Raw genomic sequence first — 2,742 nt, forward strand, 5'->3', positions numbered from 1 at the left:
GAAGACACTGGGCAAGGATCATGGCCTTGCCCATCTGCGCGAGCGCGTGTTTCCGGATGACTATGCGCGCACGCTTGCCGAATGGCGCCACCGGTTCTGGGCGTCATGGGAGAAGATCGTCCCGCTCGGCTTCGACGACCGCTTCAAGAAGCTCTGGGAGTTCTACCTGCACTATTGCGAGGCCGGATTCCGCGCCAGCTACATCGACGTGCGCCAGGTGGTCTACAAGGCGTAAGTCGACACGTTCTTCGATTTCATTGCCGCCGACCAGGCGATATCGAGGATGATCTCGATGTCGCCGCCCGGTCGCCGTCAAAAAGTCCGATCGCAAAGCAGGATGCCGCGCAGGACGGACGAATCGGAAATCACTTGATGCGCAAACGGACGATCTTCTTCGGCATCATCGTTGTCGCCGCGGCGGGCATCTGGCTCAACAACACCTCGCTGTTGTCGAGCCGCCCCGCCGGCAAGCCGGAAGTGCTTGCCCATCGCGGCCTTGCCCAGGACTACGCACGGGAAGGCATGACGGGTGAGACGTGCACGGCCAGTCGCATGTTGCCGCCGCGCCATGCCTACCTCGAAAACACGATCCCCTCGATGGAAGCAGCCTTCGCGCTGGACGCTGACGCGCTCGAACTAGATGTTCACCCGACGACAGACGGCAATTTCGCCGTCTTCCACGACTGGACGCTGGATTGCCGCACGGAAGGCAAGGGAGAAACACGCAACCATTCCATGGCCGAGTTGAAGACCCTCGATGTCGGCTATGGCTATACGGCGGATGGCGGCAAGACCTTTCCGTTTCGCGGCAAGGGTATCGGCATGATGCCGTCGCTGGATGAGGTTCTGGCGCACTTCCCGGCCCGCCGCTTCAACATCAACGTCAAGAGCAACGATCCAGGCGAAGGCGAAAAGCTGGCCGCACGGCTTGCCATGCTATCGCCGAACGAGCGCTTCTATCTCTCGGTCTATGGCGGCGACAAGCCGATTGCCGCAGTCAAGGCAGCACTGCCGGACATGCATACGCTGAGCCGCGCGTCGCTGACGCAATGCATTCTGCGCTATGCCGCGCTTGGCTGGAGCGGCTATGTTCCAGATGCCTGCCGAAAAGGTACCTTGCTCATTCCCGTCAACATCGCGAAATGGATGTGGGGTTGGCCGAACCGGTTTCTCGATCGCATGCAAGGCGTCGACAGCCGCGTCTATCTGCTCGGCCCGTACACCGGCGGCGACTTTTCGCAAGGGCTGGACGATCCCGAACTGATCAAGCAGCTGCCGAACGGTTATTCCGGCGGCATTTCCACCGATGCGCTGGATCTCGTCATGCCTGACATCAAGGAACGTTTCACCCAGCCGGCTCAATCCACGCCATAAGGCCGGGACTCGAGCCGACCCGAACCACCTTCAAAGCAGGATGCGGTATTTCGCGAAACCTGCCTCGCCCTCGCCTGCCGGCTCGATCTTCAGCGATTTCAGCTGCGCAATGAAATCCTTCGCCTTGGCGCCGGTTTCGAACACGGCGCTGGTTCCAGGCAGCGGCGCGAACGACCAGTTGTCGTCCGCGGACGGGTTGATTGTACCCTCGCTGACGATGTAGCGGACGATGACGTCGCGATTGGTGTCCGGCGCTTCATAGATGATCTTCGAGGCATTGATGTCGGGGAAATTGCCGCCGCCACCGGCCCGGTAGTTGTTGGTCGCGACGACGAATTTCTGTTTGGGGTCAATTGGTTTTCCATCGAAACTCAGGTCGACGATGCGATTGGCGCCAGCGTTAGCCAGCCCGCCCTTGGCATCGTATTTCGGCGGCTGCGACAGGTCTATTTTATAGGTGACGCCGTCGATGACGTCGAAATTGTAGGACGGAAAATCGGTGTTGATGAGGGCCTGGTCGGCCTTCCCTGGCTCGATCCGGTTGAAGATCCCGGCCGACATTTCCAGCCATTCCTTGACCTGCCCACCGGTGATTTCGACCGCACGCACGGTGTTGGGATAGAGATAGAGGTCGGCGACGTTCTTGATGGCGATATCGCCGGCGGGCACGTCGGTATAGTAGTCGGCGCCGTTGCGTCCGCCGGCCTTGAACGGAGCGGCCGCCGACAGCAGCGGCACATCCTTCCATTGCGTATTCTTCAGAATATCCCTGAGGTACCAGGTCTGCGCCTGGCTGACGACCTGCACCGACGGATCGTCGGCGACCAGCGCGAAATAGGAATAGAGCGGCGCGGAGGTCTTGCCGACGGGGCGGCGCACATAGGCCAGTGTTGCCTGGTGGTCCTGCTCAAGGGCCGCGATGATGCGCTTGTCGTCCGGGACAGTCGGTTTATTCTTGTTGTCGACGCGTTCGAAGATCGGCCGCGCCTCGGAAGTGGCGGAAACGACCTTCCATTTCGACCCGTCACGCTCCAGCATCAGGTCGATCAGCCCCATATGCGAGCCCCAGAAACCGCCCATGACGGCGGGTTTGCCCTGCAGCGTGCCCTTTTGCGTGTCGACACCATCGAGCGACTGGAAATCCTTCTTGCCGGGGAACACCAGATGCTGGTGCCCGGTGAACACCGCGTCGATGCCGGCGACGCCGGCGACGAAGAACGAGGCGTTCTCCATCATGTCGCCGTGCTTCACGTCGATGCCGGAATGCGACAGCGCAATGACGATGTCGGCGCCCGCCTCCTTCATCTGCGGCACCCAGGCCTTGGCCGCCTCGACGATGTCGCGCGTCTTGACGTTGCCTTCGAGGTT

General features: G+C 61.0%; 3 protein-coding genes. 2 read left to right on the forward strand and 1 reads right to left on the reverse strand.

From position 1 onward, the window contains the following. Together EN969_RS25585 and EN969_RS25590 are read left to right on the forward strand one after the other, a co-directional pair. Nucleotides 1-235: class I SAM-dependent methyltransferase (locus tag EN969_RS25585; protein ID WP_206525228.1), on the forward strand; the 235-nt coding region annotated here is incomplete at its 5' end. Between the two features lie 137 nt (nt 236-372). After that, a complete protein-coding gene (locus tag EN969_RS25590; protein WP_027163378.1) occupies nt 373-1,374 on the forward strand; it encodes a glycerophosphodiester phosphodiesterase family protein in 1,002 nt (333 codons plus the stop codon). A gap of 30 nt (nt 1,375-1,404) precedes the next feature. Here EN969_RS25590 and EN969_RS25595 read toward each other — a convergent pair. After that, on the reverse strand, nt 1,405-2,742 hold a 1,338-nt coding region (locus tag EN969_RS25595), incomplete at its 5' end, for a bifunctional 2',3'-cyclic-nucleotide 2'-phosphodiesterase/3'-nucleotidase (protein WP_127419501.1).

Source organism: Mesorhizobium sp. M7A.F.Ca.CA.003.01.2.1 (assembly GCF_003998945.1).
GTDB classification, from domain to species: domain Bacteria; phylum Pseudomonadota; class Alphaproteobacteria; order Rhizobiales; family Rhizobiaceae; genus Mesorhizobium; species Mesorhizobium ciceri.